This is a genomic window from Nocardioides sp. (assembly GCF_030019515.1).
Taxonomy (GTDB): domain Bacteria; phylum Actinomycetota; class Actinomycetes; order Propionibacteriales; family Nocardioidaceae; genus Nocardioides.
Genome location: NZ_JASEEQ010000003.1, coordinates 113,695 through 130,352, shown reverse-complemented (window position 1 = coordinate 130,352; position 16,658 = coordinate 113,695). Strand labels below are relative to the sequence as shown.

Genomic DNA, 16,658 nt, shown 5'->3' with positions numbered 1-16,658 from the left:
CGGTCGCGGATTCCGCGTCGAGAAGCCCGGCCGGCTTGACGCGGCAGTCCAGCCGCGCCCCGGGTGGCGGGTGTATCGGTTCGCGACATTCCACCGGATCGCGGGCTGCCTAGCCTCACTCCAAGATCCGCGCACCGTGCTCGACGGTGCGCAAGCTCAGTCGGGATAGACCCGATCTGGAAGGGCGGACCAGGTGAACCCAGACGGTGCCGTGGCGCTGGTGACGGGTGGAGCGTCGGGACTGGGCCTGGCGACCGCCACCGCACTCGTCGCGCGAGGAGCTCGAGCGGTCATCGTCGATCGCCCCGCCTCGAACGGAGCGGCGGTGGCCGCGTCGACCAAGGGCCTGACATTCGCGCCGGCAGACGTGTGCGACCCCGATGGCGTGGCCGAGGCGGTCGCGACCGCGTCCGCGCTCGGCCCGCTGCGCATCGTCGTCAACTGCGCAGGGGTCGGCGACCCCGCCCGCACGGTGTCCCGGGGTAGGCCCGTCGACCTCGAGCGGTTCCGCCGGGTGATCGAGGTCAACCTGATCGGCTCCTTCAACGTGATCCGGCTGGCGGTGGCGACCATGCTGGCCGAGACGCCCGTGCTCGACGGCGAGCGAGGAGTGGTCGTCAACACGGCCTCCGTGGCTGCGTTCGACGGCCAGATCGGTCAGGCTTCCTACTCGGCGTCCAAGGGTGGGATCGCGGCGATGACCCTCCCCCTGGCACGCGAGCTGGCCGCCGACATGATCCGGGTGATGACGATCGCGCCAGGCACGTTCGACACACCGATCCTCTCCGGACTCAGCGAGGAGATCCGGGCCTCGCTGGCGGATCAGGTGCCACACCCGCACCGGATGGGGAACCCCTCCGAGTACGGCGCGCTGGTGGAGCACATCGTTGACAACGCGATGCTCAACGGTGAAGTCATCAGGCTCGACGGCGCGATCCGGATGGCCCCGCGGTGAGCCGGCGCGCAGCACTCGTGACCGGTGGGTCGAGGGGGATCGGCTTCGCCGTGGCGCAACGGCTCGCCGCCGCCGGCTACGACCTCACTCTCAGCGCCCGCGATGCCTCCGCACTCGATGCCGCGGCCGACCGGTTGCGCGCCGCCCACCCGGTCCAGGTCCTCACCTGCCCGGCCGACGCCTCGGACGAGGGGGACGTCCACCGGCTGGCCCGCGCACACGAGGGGATTCATCGCCGACTCGATGTCCTGGTGCACAACGCCGGCATGGGCGCGATCGGGGCCTTCGCCGACTATCCGGCTCGGCGCCTCGACAAGCTGTTCGCCATCAACGTGCGATCGGCATACGTGCTCACCCAGGACCTCCTGCCGCTCCTGCGCGATGCCGGGCAGGCCTCACCACGCGGCGGGCGGGTCATCGCGATCGCCTCGACGACCGGAATCGTCGGCGAACCGCTCAACTCCGCCTACGGCGCGACCAAGGCCGCACTGATCTCCTGGTGCGAGACGTTCTCCACGGAGGAGTCCGACGGTGGCGTGTCTGCCACAGCGGTATGTCCTGGCTACGTTGCCACCGACATGACCAAGGGCTTGGCCGAGACCGTGCCACCCGAGTCGATGCTCCCGGTCGACGACGTCGCCGAGGCCGTGGTCGGCCTCACCCGACTGAGCCGCCGGACGGTCGTTCCCTCGCTCGTCCTCACCCGCCCGGGCCGCCACCTCTGGCGCGCCTGACCCGAGTCCACCTTCTGTCGGCACCGCCCGGCGTCTGAACGTCAGAACCAACAAGGAGCAATCATGACCACTGCAGTCATCGTGGATGCCGTCCGCACAGCATCTGGGCGGGGCAAGCCAGGCGGAGCCCTCTCGTCGGTGCATCCCGTCGACCTGCTGCAGCAGACGCTACGGGCACTGCTGGGCCGAAACGAGGTCGACCCGGCCACGATCGACGACGTCATTGCCGGGTGTGTGTCCCAGACCGGCGAGCAGGCCCTGAACATCGCACGTACCGCCGTGCTGGCAGCCGGGCTCCCCGAGTCGGTCCCGGCGACGACCGTCGACCGACAGTGCGGATCGAGTCAGCAGGCGGCCCACTTCGCCGCCCAGGGTGTGATCGCGGGGGCCTACGACATCGTCATCGCCTGCGGTGTCGAGTCCATGAGCCGCATCCCGATGGGCGCCAGCTCGCAGGGGCAGGACCCGAACGTGGGGCCGCTGGCTGACCGGTATCCCGAGGGCCTGATCGGTCAGGGCGTCTCCGCCGAGCTCATCGCGGCGCACTGGAAGCTGTCGCGTGCGGACCTCGACGAGTACTCCGCCCGCTCCCACCGACTCGCGGCCGCGGCCGTGCAGTCGGGCCACCTGAGTGGTGAGATCGTGCCGATCACCCTCCCGGACGGAACCGTCCACCTCGAGGACGAGACCATTCGGGCCACCACGACCGCCGAAGGGCTCGCCGGCCTGCGCCCGTCGTTCGCGAGCCCGGAGTCCAGCGCACGGTTCCCGCAGATCGACTGGAGCATCACCGCCGGGAACTCCTCGCCGCTGACCGACGCGGCCTCGGCCGTCCTCATCATGAGCGAGGAGCGCGCTGCCCGGCTGGGACTGCGGCCTCGGGCGCGGTTCCACTCGTTCTCCGTCACCGGCAGCGACCCGCTCTTCATGTTGACCGGTGTCATTCCTGCGACCCAGAAGGTGCTGGCGCGCGCTGGCTTGGGCATCGACGACATCGACACCGTCGAGGTGAACGAGGCGTTCGCGCCGGTGCCGCTGTGCTGGCTGCGCGAGACCGGCGCCGACCCCGAGCGGCTGAACCCTTCCGGCGGTGCCATCGCCCTGGGGCACGCGCTCGGTGCGTCCGGTACGCGCCTCCTCACCACCATGCTCTCGAACCTCGAGGCATCCGGTGGCCGCTATGGGCTGCAGACGATGTGTGAGGGCGGCGGCATGGCGAATGCGACGATCATCGAGCGGATGTGACCGGACCGTGAGCATCTCCTTCGACTTCAGCGGTCGCACCGCACTGGTCACCGGCGGCGCGCAGGGCATCGGCCGCGCGATCGCCGCCATGTTCCACGACGCAGGTGCGCACGTGGCGGTCCTCGACCGGAGCTCCGAGGCATTGGCCGACGCCTGGCCGGCCTCCGCGCGGGTCGCAACCCACGCCATCGACGTCACGGACACCGCCGCGGTGGGTGAAGTCGTGCGGGCCGTGGAGGCGTGGACCGGCCGGATCGACATCGCTGTGAACAACGCCGGAATCACCCGAGACCGCGTTGTGTGGAAGCTCGGCGACGAGGAGTGGCAAGACGTCCTGGACGTGCATCTCGGCGGGACCTTCGCCGTGACGCGTGCCGTCGTGCCCGTGATGCGTGCGGCCGGCTACGGGCGGATCATCAACGTGACCTCGTACACCGGCCTGCACGGAACCATCGGCCAGTCGAACTACGCGGCCGCCAAGGGCGGGATCATCGCCTTCACCAAGACCGTCGCCAAGGAGACGGCGCGGTTCGGCATCACCGTGAACGCCATCTCACCCAATGCGGCGACCCCGATGGTGACCTCGCTGCCCGTCGAGCGCATCGACGAGATGACCGAGATGGTGCCGGTGGGACGGTTCGCCGAGCCGGAGGAGATGGCCACCGCCATCGGGTACCTGGCCGCGGAGCAGAGTTCCTACGTCACCGGGGTGGTCCTCCCCGTCGACGGCGGACTGGCGATGTGAGAGATCTGGGCGTGAGCGAATCGGGCCGGCCGACCGACCCCAGGGCTATGGTGGCGCGGTGACGAGCGGTTCACAGGCAGCTACGCCGGCGCAGCCGCGGCTCAGGCTCGAGGCCGACACGCGGCGCGACCAGATCCTGATCGCGGCTCAACAACTCTTCGCCGAGCGGCCTTACGAGGCGGTGTCGCTGCTCGACATCGCCGAGAAGGCCGGCACGACACGGACCAACATCTATTATCACTTCCGGACCAAGCGGGATCTCTTCCTCGAGATCGTCCGACGCTTCTCCGAGATCCCGGTGACGGCCGAGCCGGCCGCCGCCGAGCAGGGGTCGACCGAGCGCCGCGTCCGAGTCGTGCTGGGTCGCTGGCTGGACGCAGTCGAGCAGAACCGTGAGATGTTCATGACGCTGCTGAACGCCACCTCGAGCACCGACCCCCAGGTGGCGGGCGTCCTCGTCGAGAGCTTGCAGGCTTGGGAGAATCGCCTGCTCCTGGTCGTCGGCCTGGAACAGTCGAACCCGACGCACCACGCGATGGTGAAGGCGTATCAGGCCATGATTGCGGCGGCGACGCTCAGCTGGCTCGAAGATCGGGCCATGACGAAGGAACAGCTGCACAAGATGTTGAGCAACACGCTCTTGACGCTCGGCGAGCTGGCCTGAGGTCCCGACCCCACCCCGCGCTCAGAGCGCTTGCCGGATGATCCTGGCGAAGGTGGACGGCCGGTCCCCGGCGTAGCCCACGACCTCGATCACCCGTGCCGTACGACCGCCGTGGAGCGTCCGTGCGCGGAACTCCAGGTCGTGCTCACCGCTCATGGGACGGGTGAAGGCAAGCGTCATCGAGGTCGTCTGCATGGTGGTGGCAGCGTCGAGGGTCGCGTGGGCCGCGGCCGCCTCGGCGGCACAGATCGCCACACCACCGTGCAGGACCCCGAGTCCGTTCAGCCACGGGCCGGCGTCTGCGAGTCTCAGCACGACGGCGCCGTCGACGTGGTGGACCTCGGTCGCCAGGAGGTCTTCGATGGTGTCGGGGAACCGCTCCGCGGAGGAGGCCGGCAGCTCGGGGAACGAGTGCGGTGCCGGTACGTAGCGACCATGCTGCCGAGCGTGGGCAACCACGGTCCCGTCGCTGGTGGTGACCGCGCCGTGCCCGTAGCCGGCGACCTCGTTGCCCGGCCGTCCGGTGGCCAGGAGGCGCAAGGGCGCACTCGGAAGGGGGTGGAGGAAGTCGATCGAGACCTCCAGGCTCACCGACCAGAGATGGCCGGTGCTAGCCCCGATGATGGCGAATCCGAGCGCATCGTCCACGAGGACGCCGATCGATCCCGCAGCCGGAAGCCCGTCCGGCCCGAACCGAACACCGGAACCGTGCATGTGAGCCTCGACGAGTCCGCCCGCGCCGGGGACCCCCCGGTCGTCCGTGGGATCGACGAGCTCGACGACCAGGTCGCCGAAGGCGCGCTCCGGTCCGCCGCGACTGGCCCGAATGGAGGAGGCGACGGCTCGGCGTCGTTCTTCGTCGATCGTCGCTACCCCGTTCCCGAGGATGCTCATGACGCACCGCCGTGCCACACGACGGTGCTGGTCCCCGCGATGGCGCGGCGACCGCCGACGACGTCGGCCCAGACGTCGACCGTCACGAGGAAGTCGGGCCCGTCCGCCCGAACGTCGGTGACGATCCCGCCGACCTCGACGTCATCACCCGCCATGACGCTGCCGCGGAAGCTGCAATCGATCGACCGGAGGTGCGCACGTGAACCTGCCCAGGAGACGACCGCGTCCATCACGTAGGCCATGGTGGCTCCGCCCTGGTTGATCGCCCGGTCACCCATGCCGAGGCGCCGCACCTCGTCGATGTCGTAGTGGATGGGATTGGGGTCGCGCAGGAGGAGCGCCACGATGCGGATGTCCTCTTCACGAACCTGACAGATCACCCGGCTCGGGAGCGACGTCCCGACTGGCGGCGGTGGCTGTAAGCCGACGGGGCTGCTCACGTGGTGCTTCCTCTCTTGAACAGGTAGGTGCTGACGATCTCGCCGGCCCGGGCCTCGACTTCTGCGCTCGCACCCACGTCGCGACCCGAGGGCTCCTGGACACGTAGCCGGACGATGACCTCGACGCTGTCCAGCCGGGCGCCGTCCCGCGTCGTTCGTGAGCTGACCTCACCGATGTGGGCACTCGCCAGGTAGGTCACGCCCTCGCGGAGAGGCTGGTGCTGCTCGACGCGGCAGTTGCCGAAGAGCAGGACGTCGCCCTCCTCCTGGAACGCGAGTGCGCACAGCTCGTCCACGGAGATGCCCATGCACCTCAGAGACGCGATCACGAACCAGGCGGGGTGGACCCCGCCATGGGCTCCCGGCTCGGCGCGCAGGGCTTCCTCCCCGATGAACGACTCGTGCGGCTCGATGGTGATCCGGCCCCCGGGCAGCACGTGGCCCTCGAGTGTCTGGAGCTTGTCGATGGAGACGGTCATGGCGTCCTTTGCGCGGTGGGTGTCGGCCTAGAAGACGGTGTAGCCGCCGTCGACGACGACTTCGTTACCGGTGTGGAACGTCAGGGACGGGTCGGCCAAGAACGCGGCGACCGCGTGGAAGTCCTCCGGCACGCCCCAACGGCCGGCTGGCGTGCGCTGGGTCGTTGCCGCCATGAACCGCTCGTTCTCGCGGAGGTCGACGTTCATCGCGGTCGCGGTCCAACCCGGCACGAGGACGTTGACCCTGACTCGGTGGCGGGCGAGCTCGACGGCAAGTGTGCGGCCGAGCCCGATGATGCCGTTCTTGCTGGTGGTGTACGCCGCCTGGCGCGCTCCGCCGTACCGGGCGATCATCGAGGACACGACGACGATCGAGCCCCCGTCGCCCCGGTCGACGAAGTGCCGTGCCGCCTCCCGCGTGCACAGGAACGTGCCGTCGAGATTGGTCCGGAGCACGTCGTGCCACTGGTCCAGCGTCGTCTCCACGAAGGGTGTGGCGCGGGCGATGCCCGCGTTCGCGAAGATCGAGTCGACTTTGCCGTAGCGGCTGAGCGTGGCTTGCATCGCATCGCGCGTGCTGTCCTCGTCGGCGGTGTCACAGGTGAATGCCTCCGCCTCGATCCCCGCCTCACGGAGCTCGGCCACGGCCGCCTCGTTGCGGGAGGCAGTCCTGGACCACACGGCGATGCGGGCACCGCTGGCGCCCAGCCCGTGCGCCATGCCGAGTCCCAGGCCGCTGTTGCCGCCCGTGATGACGACCGTCCGTCCGGTCAGATCGGTCACAGGTCCACCTGCTTGGCCAGCTCGCGACGGTGCCACGCCGCCGAGCCCAGTGCCAAGGCGTCCACCTTGGCGCGTTTGAGGTACAGGTGAGCGGGATGCTCCCAGGTGAAGCCGATGCCCCCGTGCAGCTGTACGCACTCCTCGGCGATCTTGACCGCCACGGGGCCGCAGTAGGACTGGGCCAGGCTCGCCGCGACCGGCAGATCGTGCGCGGCAGCCGTCCCCTCCTCCGCGCCGGCACATGCGGCCGCGTAGCGCGCCACGGCGCGCGCCTGGATCAACAGGGTCCACAGGTCCGCGAGCCGATGCTTGAGCGCCTGGAACGAGCCCACCACGCGGCCGAACTGGCGTCGTTGCTGGAGGTACTGCACGGTCGACTCCAGGCTGTACTCGGCCAGGCCCAGCTGCTCCGAGGCCAACATGGCGGCCGAGACGTGGGCCGCACGCTGCACCGCCTGCTGCGCCTCCCGGCCCTCGGCCAGGACCACCGCCTCAACGGTGGCGAGCTCGACATCGGCGACTCGGCGAGTCATGTCGAGCGAGGGAAGAGGAGTGATCGTTGCATCGGTCGTGCGCACGAGGAGCAGTGCGTCAGGGTGGGGCACCAGGAGCTGCGTGGACTCGAGCGCACCGGCGACCGCGCTCACGCGGCCCGCCACCCGGGAACCGTGCAGCCCTACCTCGGCCCGCGGCTCGAACGGCGCAGCGAACGGCGTGACGACCGCGCCGATCTCATGTCCGGTCGCGAGGTCCCGAAGCAGGCCGGTGGCCCCGGCCGCCTGCGCGAGCGAGGTGGCCATGACCGCGCTGATGAAGAAGGGGATGTCGGCCACCGCCCGTCCGAGGGCCTCGACCACCACGGCAGTCTCGCGCCACGTTGCCTCCGCGCCGCCCTCGGTCTCCGCCAGCGGCAGGCCGGCAACGCCCAGGTCGTCCGTCAGCCCGGCCCACAGCGCGCGTGCGCCGTCACCGAACGGTTCAGGCGCATCGCACCTGTGCAGGACGGCGTCGATCGGTGAGCGGTCTTCCAGGAGCTTGGCAACGGCGTCGCGCAGGTCTGTGTCCACCTCGTGGGGGAGGAGTGAGGGCAGCTCGGTCACTTCGGGATGTCCTTCCACGCGATGTCCTTGTCGACCCGGGGCTCCGCAGGAAGGCCCAGCACCCGCTCGGCGATGATGTTGCGCATCACCTCGGAGGTACCACCCTCGATCGAGTTCGCGCGCGTCCGCAGGTACCAGTAGCCGGGGACGCGATCCGGCGGTGTGGTGAGGTCCGGGCGATGCTCGGTCCAGTCGTCGTACCGGAGCGCCTGAGGCCCCTGGACGTCGAGTGTGAGCGACGATGAGGCTTGCGCCAGCTGCGCGAAGGCGAGCTTGAGTCCTGAGCCCTCCGGCCCAGGCGTTCCCCGCTCCGCGGCCTGGGCGGACAGCGCACTTGCGAGCCGAAGTGCCTCGGCGTCCACCCACAGCCGGGTCACGTCGTCGAGCAGCTCGGGGCGATCCGCTCGCGCCTCTCGCCACATGGAGATCAGGTCCGCGACCGGCCCGGTCTCGCGGGATCCGACGGATCCGCCGATCGCAACCCGCTCGTTCATGAGCGTGGTCTGCGTGACGCGCCAGCCTTCGCCGACGGCGCCGAGGCGCTGTGCGTCCGGAACACGTACGTCGTCGAGGTAGACCTCGTTGAACTCCGCCTCGCCCGTCAGCTGCCGCAATGCGCGGACGTCGATCCCGGGCGACTGCATGTCCACGACGAAGTAGGTGAGGCCCTGGTGCTTGGGGACGGTGGGGTCGGTGCGCACCAGGAGCAGCGCCCAGCGGGAGGTGTGTGCCAGGGAGGTCCACACCTTCTGACCGTTGACGACCCAATCCTCCCCATCGCGACGCGCGCTCGCGCCGACTGCAGCGAGGTCCGACCCGGCGCCGGGCTCGCTGAAGAGCTGGCACCAGACCTCCTCGCCGGTCCACAGCGGGGGTAGCCACCGCTCCTGCTGCTCGCGTGTCGCCCACTGCAGCAAGGTCGGCGCTGCCATGCCGAGTCCGATGACGTTGCTCTGCGGCTTGTTGTCGGGTGCGCCCGCAGCTGCGAAGGCGGCGTCGACCGCCGGCTGGACAGAGTTGTCCAGGTCCAAGCCGCCCAGCCCGACCGGGTAGTCGACCCACGCAAGCCCGGCCTCGAACCGCGCGCGGAGGAACCGGTCGCGGTCCGTCTGTGCCGGCGGATGCGCAGCCAGGAACTCCTGAACTCGTCGGCCCAGCTCGGCCTCTGCGTCGATCATGGTCGCTGACGCTGTCACAACCGGGCGTGCCGGAGATGTCTCAGTCTGCGTCATCGAGGCAGCCGCTGGCCGGTGGCCCGGGGAGGTCGGGAGCGGGTTCAGCGCTGGCCTCGCCGCGCGCCCACCGTGCTGTTGCACGATGCGACATGTCGTGCCTGCGGGCCTGGCCTAGCGTCCCGGGCACCAGCCAAGGAAGGTCCTATGGAATCCACGTCAGAGCCCCACCTCTCGGTACGACCGATCCTTCCGGTCCACGTCGTAGGGATCGCAGCCACCGAGTTCGTCACCGAGCATGACGCGATGTTGGACGAGCTGGTCTTCGACGTCGTCTATCGCGCGCTGCGCGAGGCCGGTCTGCGCAAGCAGGACCTGGGGTTGTCGGTCTCGGCGTCGATGGATGTGCTCGACGGCCGCAGCATCTCGAGCGGTCTGACCAACGCAGCGTCGGGCGGATACCTGAGCGATGCGTTTCGGGTGGAGGGCGACGCGGGCGTGGCCATCGTCTCGGCGGCCGAGGCCATCGCCAGCGGCGACGTCGAGGTGGCGGTCGCGGTCGGTGTCCACAACCCCGAGACCACGGGGGATGCGATGCGACGCGGCCGCTTCCTTGAGCAGGTCTCCAACCTGGCCTTCGACCCACACTTCGATCGACCGGTCGGGCTCACCGCCAACACGGCGTACGGCCTCCACGCGGCCCGAGTCCTTGCTGTCTCGCGGATGAGGGCGGAGGGCTTCGCCGCCCTGGCTGCCTCTGAGATCAGTCGAAGTGCCGGGCTCGACCGGTCCGTGCGTCGACGTGGTGCCACGGCGCAGGACGTGCTGGACTCCGTGCCAGTGGCGTGGCCCCTGCACGAGCTCATGCTCCCGGCGCACTCCGCGGGTGCCGTCGCCGTGGTGCTCGCGTCGCCGGCGCGTGCCGGTCGTTGCGTGGGACGCGACGCCAAACTCACGGGCCTCGGCCACTCGACCGGTGGATACACCTGGACGGGGGAGTGGCTCGCCGACCCCGGAGCCGCTACTCGGCGCGCCACGCGCGCGGCACTCGCGACCTCCGGCGCATCAGCGCGCGATGTGGCGCTCGCCGAGGTCTCCGCCCCGACGCCGCACCTCCACCAACCCCTCGTCGATGCCCTCGGCATCGACGCGAACGTGACGGTCAATCCGAGCGGCGGTATGCGCAGCAACTTCCCGGGGCTCGCCAACGGAGGTCTGCGGCTGCTCGAGGTCGTCGAGCGGATCGGGGAGCTGCCGTCCGGCAGCATCGCGCTCAGCCACTCGCTGGACACCATCACCGGCGGGGTCGCGGAGGACGCAACGGTCATCGCTGTGGAGGCTGCCTGATGCCCTACCGTGCCGTCGTGTCCGGGGTCGGACTCACCGAAGCGACCTCACCACGCAAGCAGACACTGTCGTCGATCGAGCTGTGCCAGCTCGCGGTCCGCCGCGCCCTCGAGCACAGCGGCGACGCACCAGACCGCATCGACGCCATCGTGACCGGCAACATCGATGGTTTCGAGGGCACGGTTCTCGGCGCCAAGCACCTCACCCGGCTCCTCGGGATCGGCTCGACCGCTCCGGTCGTGGTGGTCAACACCGGCGGTACGACGGGTGGCAACCTGATGCAGGTCGCCGCCCGCATGGTCCGGTCCGGGACGCACCGGGTCGTGCTGTGCCTCGGCGGCCCCACGTTCTTCGGCGCCACCGACCTCCAGAGCGCCATCAACACGAACTCCCCGATGATCATCGAACAGCCGCTCGGCATGGGCGCCTACCACATGGGCGCCTTCGCGGCTTGCGCCTACCAGGATCGCTTCGGGCTCACCCCGGAGGACCTTGCGGCGGTGGTGGTTGCCGACCACGCGAAGGCGGCGAGGAACCCCTATGCCCATCTCCGCAACACCATCAGCGCCGACGAGGTGCTCAGCGCGCGTCCGCTCTCGGCACCACTGACCCAGGCCATGGTCTGCCCCGTATCGACCTCCGCGGTCGCGATGGTCGTCGCCGACGCGGACACGGTGCGGAGCGAGCGCGCGAGCGGCTCGGTCGGGCGCGCCACCCGGCCCGCACTGATCAAGGCCATGGGGATGTCCGCCGATCCCTACCTGGGAGGCGGCAAGGGGGACTTCGCCCGCATGGAGAACCTGGAGAACTTGGCCCGGCGCGTCTACGCACGTGCCGACATCCGCAACCCAGCCGAGGACTTCGACACGGTGGAGCTCTTCGCGCCGTACGCCCACATGCAGCCGATGCAGCTCGAAGCGCTGGGCTTCGCGTCGCCCGGCGGCGGCGTGGAGCTGATCCGCAGCGGAGCCACCGACCCCGAGGGCAGGCTTCCGGTAAACATGTCGGGAGGCCCGAAGTGCACGAATGCGGGAGTCGCCGGCGAGCTGGCCCCATATGCCTACGCTGCCCTCCAGGTGATGGGCGACGCGCCGGCCGAGATCCAGGTGGCCGGGGCCGACCGGACGCTGGCCCACGGCACGGGAGGCACGTTCTTCCAGTTCGAGAACCTCGCCGTTTTCGAGTCCCTGACAAGGAGCAACTGACATGACGTCACCGACCGCGAGCCAGGCTGGCGAAGCGATCATCCGCCGGAGTGGCAGCGATGGCGTGGCGGCCTCCCCGAGCCGGCCGGCCACGCAGGAAGTGAACTGGAACCTGCGCTACGACATCCACCTGGGTGCCACCTGGTCGCGGTTCATGGACGGGCTGCGCCAGCGAAAGCTCCTGGCCAACAGCTGTGCCAGCTGCTCGCGGGTCTTCGTGCCTCCGCAGGCGTACTGCGAATCGTGTTTCGAACCGACCGCGGAGTGGCTCGAGCTGCCCGCCGAGGGCACGCTCGAGGTCTACACGGTGGCCTGGCACGGGTTCACCGGAGGCCCGACCCCGCCGTACGCCATCGGCGGCATCCGGCTCGACGGTGCCAGCACGCTGCTCATGCACCATGTCGTCGGGGTCGACTTCGACAGCGAGTCCGACCCCAAGGACGCGCTCCCGTTCGGGACGAGGGTCCGAGCGGTCTGGGCCGAGGAGCGGGTCGGACACGTCCTGGACATCTCGCACTTCGAGCCGGCGTCGTAGTGCACCCGATCCCAGAGAGAGGCACCGGACAGTGACCACTGACAACGCATCGAGGTTCCGAACGCGCGCTCGCTACGCCGCGCACAGTGTCTGGGACCAGTTAACGTCGCCCGAGGTCACGAGTCCGTCCGACGTGCCGTGGCGGGTCGAGGCGATCACCCCCGAGTGGCTGACGGCACGCGTGTGCTCCGAGCACGAGGGAGCGCGCGTCGAGAGCATCGACGTCCGGGGCAAGGGCGACATGGGTTCGACGGTCCACCGCTGGCTCACCGTCCGCTACAACGACGCTGGGCGCAGGGCCGGACTGCCGGAGGCCATGTTCGTCAAGTCCACCCCGACCGTGCTGAGCCGGCTGGCCTCGGGTGGTCGCGTGGTGACCCAGGAGTACACGTTCTTCTCGGTCGCCAGGCCGGAACTGGACATCGAGACCCCGACCCTCCTCGTCTCTGCGATCGACAACGTCTCGGGGCGGTCGATCCAGATTTTCGACGACCTCGTGGCCACCAAGGGCGTGGAGTTCTACCATCGCGACACCGTGGTCACCAGGACCGCCGCCGAGGGGATGGTGGACACGCTGGCGGCGTACCACCGAGCCTTCTGGGACTCGCCGCGCTTCGCGGACGACCTGTCGGCCCTGCCGCGCCACGGGGGGTTCCTCGAGTTCGGCAAGCGCGTAGGCATGGTCGACTCCCACAACGAGGCGATGCACAAGGCCGCCGACGTGATCCCGCCCGGCGTCTTCGCCAAGCGCGACCGCATCTGGGCTGACGCGGAGCAGACCATGTCGTTCCACACCGACGGCCCTCGGACCCTGCTGCACGGCGACATGCACCTCGGGAACTGGTACGAGACGCGCGACCACGTCATCGGTCTGGCGGATTGGCAGAACACGTGTACAGGGAGCTGGGCGTTCGACTTCGCCTACACGGTGTCCACGACCCTCGACGTCGAGGACCGGCGCGCCTGGGAGAAGGACCTGCTGAGCCGTTACCTCGAGAACCTACGACAGGACCTGTCGGTCGACACCGCATGGGAGATGTACCGACGAGCCCTGAACGTGCCACTGCTGTTGTGGACGCCGACACTGGTGCCGTCGCCCGTCTTCCCGGACATGCAGTCGGAGGAGATGTCCATGCTGATGATCCAGCGGATCAGCACGGCGATGGACGATCTCGGAACCCTCGAGGAAGGTGGTCACGCATGAGCTCCAACGACCAGGTCGCGGGCTGGTGCAGGGTACTGCTCGAAGAAGCGCTGTATAGAGCCGCCACCCAGGCGAACGCGGCGGCCGCAGACGATCCGACGGCGACCGGCGCGTCCGGCAGCGGTCGGATCGAGGTCGCCCTCCCCATCACCGTCAGTGTGGAGGAGGACACTCTCGTCCTCGAGCTCAAGAGCGAGGCGGACGGGCCCGTCCAGCTGCGCCTGACGTGGCCCTTCCCCGAGCTGAACGGCGCGCTGGCGGCGACCGTTCCGAACCACGCACCCCGCGACTGACAGGAGGACCGAGTGGAGCACCTTCTCTCGCCCGAGCACCGCGCCTTCCGCGACGAGCTGCGGTCCTTCGTCGAACGCGAGATCCCGAAGAACGTGGCCCGCGCCGCGGAAGCCGCGGGACCGGACTACCCCCTGCACCTCTTCGACAAGCTCGCCCGGGCGGGCTACCACGCCACCGCGGTGCCCACCGAGTACGGCGGACACGGTGCGGACATGCTCACGCAGCTGATCCAAGCGCGAGAGCTCGCACGCTCGCTCGCCGGCATGGTCTGGATCTGGGGCATGACCTCCTTCGCCGGCGCGAACTCGATCGGCCTCTACGGCACCGAGGCCCAGAAGCGGGAGTTCCTGCCCCGCATCGCACGAGGCGACATGCGCGTCACCATCGGATTCACTGAGCCCGGCGGTGGTACGGACGTCCTGGGGGCGATGACCACCACCGCGCAGAAGGTGAGCGGCGGGTGGGTGGTCAACGGCGTCAAGAAGTGGTGCACCTCGGCCCACGTCTCGGACCGGATCCTCCTGCTGGCCCGGACCGACAAGGACGTGCAGCGCAAGTCGGACGGCGTCACGCTCTTCCTCCTCGACCCGAAGTCGGAAGGCGTGTCCCTCGAGGCCCTCAGCCCGCTGGGCATGCGCGGACTCGGCACCTTCCTCATGGAGCTCCGTGACGTCTTCGTTCCCGACGACATGGTCGTGGGGGAGCCCGGCCGGGCGTGGCGGATGTTGCTGCCGACGCTGACCAACGAGCGCGTGCTGGTGCTCGGCACCTGCACGGGGATCCTCGACGGAGTGCTGGAGGACGCACTCGCGTACGTGAGCACTCGCGAGGCGTTCGGGCGGCGCCTGGGGGACCTGCAGGCGGTCCAGCACCACGTGGCGAACATCGCGATCGCCCAGTACCAGACCGAGCTGATCGCCTACGAGGCAGCGCGTCGCGCCGATGCGGGTGAGGACACGTTCATGGCCGTCACCATGGGCAAGATCATTGCCTCCGAGCATGCCGCGGCGGGCGCCGACCTGGGGATCCAGGTGATGGGTGGGCAGGGCTACTCCACCGAGACCGACATGCAGCGGTACTGGCGCGATGCCCGCCTCATGCGCTTCAGCCCGGTCAACAACGAGATGGCGCGCAACCTTGTCGCAGAGCGCCTGGGTCTCGCGCGCTCCTTCTGACCCGAAGGGGACGCTTCCACCCATGACTGTCTCTTCCCTCCCGATCACTTCACTCCTGGATCACAACGCTCGGACGCGCCCGGACGCACTAGCGGTCTCGTTCCCTGGCGAGCAGCTCTCGTTCGCACAGCTCGACCTGGCGACGCGTCGCGCGGCACGAGTGCTCCGATCCATGGGCATTGCTCCCGGTGACCGCGTCGGGATCTTCTTGCCCGGTGCGAGCGCGGACTACCTGGTCCTGGCGTTGGCTGCCATTCGTCTCGGTGCGGTGGCGGCCTGCATCAACGCCCGCTTCAAGACCAGGGAGCTCGGGTTCGCCCTGCGGAACGCCGAATGCCCGGTCGTGTTCACCGTCGCCCGGTTCCGCGACCTGTTCGACACCGAGCTCTACGACGGGACAGTGATCGACGTCGCTGCGGCCCGCTCGCAGTGGGCCGGTCCCGCGGCGGTCCCTCCGCTGGACGAGAGCGTGGCAACGGATCCCGACCGGCCCGCCCGGATCATCTACACGTCGGGGACGACCTCGATGCCCAAGGCGTGTGTCCACACCGCCGCGGCCATGGCTCACCAGGGAAGTGCCGTCGCTGAGCGTCTTCATCTGGAACCCGACGACAGGTTCTGGACTCCGCTTCCGCTCTTCCACACCGGGGGCTGGACGCCGTTCCTGGCGGCGCAGGCAGCGGGCGCGAGCTTGCACCACAACGGCCACTTCGAGCCGACCACCGCCGTCCGCCAGATCATCGATGAGCGTTGCACCGTCCTCTTCCCCGGCTTCGAGACGATCTGGATGCAGGTCCTGACGCACGCCGAGTTTGCGCCCGAGCGGCTGTCATCGGCGCGGCTCGTCATCAACGTGGGCACGCCGGAGCGCCTTCGGATCATGCAGGAGCTGCTTCCCCAGGTGGCCCAGGTCTCCAACACCGGGTGCACCGAGGTAGGTGGCTTCCTCGCGCTGGGAGAAGCCGCGGACCCACCGGAGAGCAGGTTCACCACCGCCGGCCGCGTCCTCCCCGGCATGGAGGTGCGGCTCATCGACCCGCTGTCCGGGGGGCAGGTGCCGGACGGGACGCCTGGCGAGCTCCAGGTCCGCGGTCCAGGATGCCTGAGCGGCTATCACGGAGATCCGGAGTCGACGGCGGCTGCCTTTGTCGATGGGTGGTTCCGCACCGGCGACCTGGTATCGAGGTCGGACTCCGGTGAACTCCGTTACATCAGTCGGCTCAAGGACATGTTGAAGGTGGGCGGCGAGAACGTCGCGGCGGTCGAGATCGAGGACCACCTGTTGTCGCACCCGGCAGTTCGCATGGTTGCCGTCGTAGCGGCGCCCGACGACGTGTACGGCGAGGTGCCGGCTGCCTACCTCGAGCTCTGGCCCGGGGCGCGAGTCACCGAGGCCGAGATCATCGAGTTCTGTCGAGGCGCCATCGCCTCGTTCAAGGTGCCGCGACATGTCCGCTTCCTGTCCGAGTGGCCCATGTCCGGGACGAAGGTCCGCAAGGTCGAGCTCCGACGCCTCGTCGCCGACGAGCTCGGGCAGAGGAGCGTGGGGGACTCCGCTGCTCCGCAGGTGGACTCCACCCCGACCTGATCTCGGGGCGGGACGCTCGCGCGGCGTCGAGCCCGATCGCCGCTTCTCGAGCCGGTGCCGAGCAGGCTGACCCGAGGGTCGATGGGAGGAGCCCGTCCG

The 16,658-nt window shown here is 69.5% G+C and carries 18 protein-coding genes; 12 read left to right on the top strand and 6 right to left on the bottom strand.

The window, feature by feature from the left end; genetic code table 11:
- Window positions 1-193 precede the first annotated feature (193 nt).
- The 5 genes from QMC84_RS05345 to QMC84_RS05325 all read left to right on the top strand — a co-directional run bounded on the left by QMC84_RS05345 (window position 194) and on the right by QMC84_RS05325 (window position 4,343).
- Window positions 194-955, top strand: a complete 762-nt coding sequence (locus QMC84_RS05345; RefSeq protein WP_300372562.1) for an SDR family NAD(P)-dependent oxidoreductase — start codon at window positions 194-196, stop codon at window positions 953-955.
- Window positions 952-1,689 carry an SDR family oxidoreductase gene (locus tag QMC84_RS05340; RefSeq protein ID WP_366145737.1) on the top strand — a complete coding sequence of 246 codons (738 nt, stop codon included), beginning with the start codon at window positions 952-954 and terminating at the stop codon, window positions 1,687-1,689. The genes QMC84_RS05345 and QMC84_RS05340 overlap by 4 nt, the downstream gene beginning before the upstream one ends.
- Before the next feature lie 63 nt (window positions 1,690-1,752).
- Window positions 1,753-2,934 (top strand): thiolase family protein, encoded by a 1,182-nt coding sequence (locus QMC84_RS05335; RefSeq protein WP_300372560.1) that lies wholly within the window; start codon window positions 1,753-1,755, stop codon window positions 2,932-2,934.
- Between the two features lie 7 nt (window positions 2,935-2,941).
- Complete coding sequence (locus tag QMC84_RS05330; protein WP_300372558.1) at window positions 2,942-3,679, top strand: SDR family oxidoreductase; 738 nt, start codon at window positions 2,942-2,944, stop codon at window positions 3,677-3,679.
- Window positions 3,680-3,737: 58 nt separating this feature from the next.
- Window positions 3,738-4,343 carry a TetR/AcrR family transcriptional regulator gene (locus tag QMC84_RS05325; RefSeq protein WP_300372556.1) on the top strand — a complete coding sequence of 202 codons (606 nt, stop codon included), beginning with the start codon at window positions 3,738-3,740 and terminating at the stop codon, window positions 4,341-4,343.
- Between the two features lie 21 nt (window positions 4,344-4,364).
- Here QMC84_RS05325 and QMC84_RS05320 read toward each other — a convergent pair whose 3' ends face one another.
- Genes QMC84_RS05320 through QMC84_RS05295 form a run of 6 tightly spaced genes read right to left on the bottom strand, consistent with a single transcriptional unit; the run spans window position 4,365 to window position 9,217 of the window.
- The gene (locus tag QMC84_RS05320; RefSeq protein WP_300372554.1) at window positions 4,365-5,237 is read right to left on the bottom strand and encodes a hotdog domain-containing protein; all 873 of its coding nucleotides are present in this window, start codon (window positions 5,235-5,237) and stop codon (window positions 4,365-4,367) included.
- Window positions 5,234-5,677, bottom strand: a complete 444-nt coding sequence (locus QMC84_RS05315; RefSeq protein WP_300372552.1) for a MaoC family dehydratase — start codon at window positions 5,675-5,677, stop codon at window positions 5,234-5,236. The genes QMC84_RS05320 and QMC84_RS05315 overlap by 4 nt, the downstream gene beginning before the upstream one ends.
- On the bottom strand, window positions 5,674-6,156 hold the full coding sequence (locus QMC84_RS05310; protein ID WP_300372550.1) for a hypothetical protein: 483 nt from the start codon (window positions 6,154-6,156) through the stop codon (window positions 5,674-5,676). The genes QMC84_RS05315 and QMC84_RS05310 overlap by 4 nt, the downstream gene beginning before the upstream one ends.
- A gap of 27 nt (window positions 6,157-6,183) precedes the next feature.
- Window positions 6,184-6,939 (bottom strand): SDR family oxidoreductase, encoded by a 756-nt coding sequence (locus QMC84_RS05305; RefSeq protein WP_300372549.1) that lies wholly within the window; start codon window positions 6,937-6,939, stop codon window positions 6,184-6,186.
- Window positions 6,936-8,039 carry an acyl-CoA dehydrogenase family protein gene (locus QMC84_RS05300; RefSeq protein ID WP_300372547.1) on the bottom strand — a complete coding sequence of 368 codons (1,104 nt, stop codon included), beginning with the start codon at window positions 8,037-8,039 and terminating at the stop codon, window positions 6,936-6,938. The genes QMC84_RS05305 and QMC84_RS05300 overlap by 4 nt, the downstream gene beginning before the upstream one ends.
- On the bottom strand, window positions 8,036-9,217 hold the full coding sequence (locus QMC84_RS05295) for an acyl-CoA dehydrogenase family protein (RefSeq protein WP_300372545.1): 1,182 nt from the start codon (window positions 9,215-9,217) through the stop codon (window positions 8,036-8,038). Before QMC84_RS05295 ends, QMC84_RS05300 begins: the two co-directional genes overlap by 4 nt.
- Window positions 9,218-9,343: 126 nt before the next feature.
- On the opposite strand from QMC84_RS05295, the gene QMC84_RS05290 reads away from it, so the two are divergent.
- The 7 genes from QMC84_RS05290 to QMC84_RS05260 all read left to right on the top strand — a co-directional run bounded on the left by QMC84_RS05290 (window position 9,344) and on the right by QMC84_RS05260 (window position 16,559).
- Complete coding sequence (locus QMC84_RS05290; RefSeq protein ID WP_300372543.1) at window positions 9,344-10,558, top strand: hypothetical protein; 1,215 nt, start codon at window positions 9,344-9,346, stop codon at window positions 10,556-10,558.
- Window positions 10,558-11,763 carry a thiolase family protein gene (locus QMC84_RS05285; protein ID WP_300372541.1) on the top strand — a complete coding sequence of 402 codons (1,206 nt, stop codon included), beginning with the start codon at window positions 10,558-10,560 and terminating at the stop codon, window positions 11,761-11,763. The genes QMC84_RS05290 and QMC84_RS05285 overlap by 1 nt, the downstream gene beginning before the upstream one ends.
- 1 nt (window position 11,764) lies before the next feature.
- Window positions 11,765-12,298, top strand: coding sequence for a Zn-ribbon domain-containing OB-fold protein (locus tag QMC84_RS05280; RefSeq protein WP_300372539.1), 534 nt, complete (start codon window positions 11,765-11,767; stop codon window positions 12,296-12,298).
- Window positions 12,299-12,431: 133 nt separating this feature from the next.
- Window positions 12,432-13,502, top strand: a complete 1,071-nt coding sequence (locus tag QMC84_RS05275) for an aminoglycoside phosphotransferase family protein (protein ID WP_300372537.1) — start codon at window positions 12,432-12,434, stop codon at window positions 13,500-13,502.
- Window positions 13,499-13,795, top strand: a complete 297-nt coding sequence (locus tag QMC84_RS05270) for a hypothetical protein (protein WP_300372535.1) — start codon at window positions 13,499-13,501, stop codon at window positions 13,793-13,795. Before QMC84_RS05275 ends, QMC84_RS05270 begins: the two co-directional genes overlap by 4 nt.
- Before the next feature lie 12 nt (window positions 13,796-13,807).
- A complete protein-coding gene (locus QMC84_RS05265; RefSeq protein WP_300372533.1) occupies window positions 13,808-14,971 on the top strand; it encodes an acyl-CoA dehydrogenase family protein in 1,164 nt (387 codons plus the stop codon).
- Complete coding sequence (locus tag QMC84_RS05260; protein WP_366145740.1) at window positions 14,883-16,559, top strand: class I adenylate-forming enzyme family protein; 1,677 nt, start codon at window positions 14,883-14,885, stop codon at window positions 16,557-16,559. Before QMC84_RS05265 ends, QMC84_RS05260 begins: the two co-directional genes overlap by 89 nt.
- Window positions 16,560-16,658: the final 99 nt, after the last annotated feature.

Coding starts and splice junctions, on each gene's coding strand:
- QMC84_RS05260 (WP_366145740.1), top strand. CDS start 14,883: ATGCCCGCCTCATGCGCTTCAGCCCGGTCAACAACGAGATGGCGCGCA.
- QMC84_RS05320 (WP_300372554.1), bottom strand. CDS start 5,237: ATGAGCATCCTCGGGAACGGGGTAGCGACGATCGACGAAGAACGACGC.
- QMC84_RS05295 (WP_300372545.1), bottom strand. CDS start 9,217: ATGATCGACGCAGAGGCCGAGCTGGGCCGACGAGTTCAGGAGTTCCTG.
- QMC84_RS05310 (WP_300372550.1), bottom strand. CDS start 6,156: ATGACCGTCTCCATCGACAAGCTCCAGACACTCGAGGGCCACGTGCTG.
- QMC84_RS05270 (WP_300372535.1), top strand. CDS start 13,499: ATGAGCTCCAACGACCAGGTCGCGGGCTGGTGCAGGGTACTGCTCGAA.
- QMC84_RS05280 (WP_300372539.1), top strand. CDS start 11,765: ATGACGTCACCGACCGCGAGCCAGGCTGGCGAAGCGATCATCCGCCGG.
- QMC84_RS05285 (WP_300372541.1), top strand. CDS start 10,558: ATGCCCTACCGTGCCGTCGTGTCCGGGGTCGGACTCACCGAAGCGACC.
- QMC84_RS05335 (WP_300372560.1), top strand. CDS start 1,753: ATGACCACTGCAGTCATCGTGGATGCCGTCCGCACAGCATCTGGGCGG.